This is a genomic window from Shewanella fodinae (genome assembly GCF_014651955.1).
Classification (GTDB): domain Bacteria; phylum Pseudomonadota; class Gammaproteobacteria; order Enterobacterales; family Shewanellaceae; genus Shewanella; species Shewanella fodinae.
On record NZ_BMXW01000049.1, the window covers coordinates 1 to 583 of the forward strand.

Consider the following 583-nt stretch of genomic DNA (forward strand, 5'->3'; position numbering starts at 1 on the left):
AGTCCAAGGGAAGACTCATCTTGGGGCTCGCTTCACGCTTAGATGCTTTCAGCGTTTATCAATTCCGAACATAGCTACCGGGCAATGCCATTGGCATGACAACCCGAACACCAGCGGTTCGTTCACTCCGGTCCTCTCGTACTAGGAGCAACCCCCCTCAATCTTCCAACGCCCACGGCAGATAGGGACCGAACTGTCTCACGACGTTCTGAACCCAGCTCGCGTACCACTTTAAATGGCGAACAGCCATACCCTTGGGACCGACTTCAGCCCCAGGATGTGATGAGCCGACATCGAGGTGCCAAACACCGCCGTCGATATGAACTCTTGGGCGGTATCAGCCTGTTATCCCCGGAGTACCTTTTATCCGTTGAGCGATGGCCCTTCCATTCAGAACCACCGGATCACTATGACCTACTTTCGTACCTGCTCGACGTGTCTGTCTCGCAGTTAAGCTGGCTTGTGCCATTACACTAACCGTACGATGTCCGACCGTACTTAGCCAACCTTCGTGCTCCTCCGTTACGCTTTAGGAGGAGACCGCCCCAGTCAAACTACCCACCAGGCACTGTCCCTAACCCCG

General features: G+C 54.9%; 1 rRNA gene. It reads right to left on the reverse strand.

Annotated features, from left to right (window positions below):
* A 23S ribosomal RNA gene (locus IE064_RS18080) occupies window positions 1-583 on the reverse strand; the annotation flags it as partial.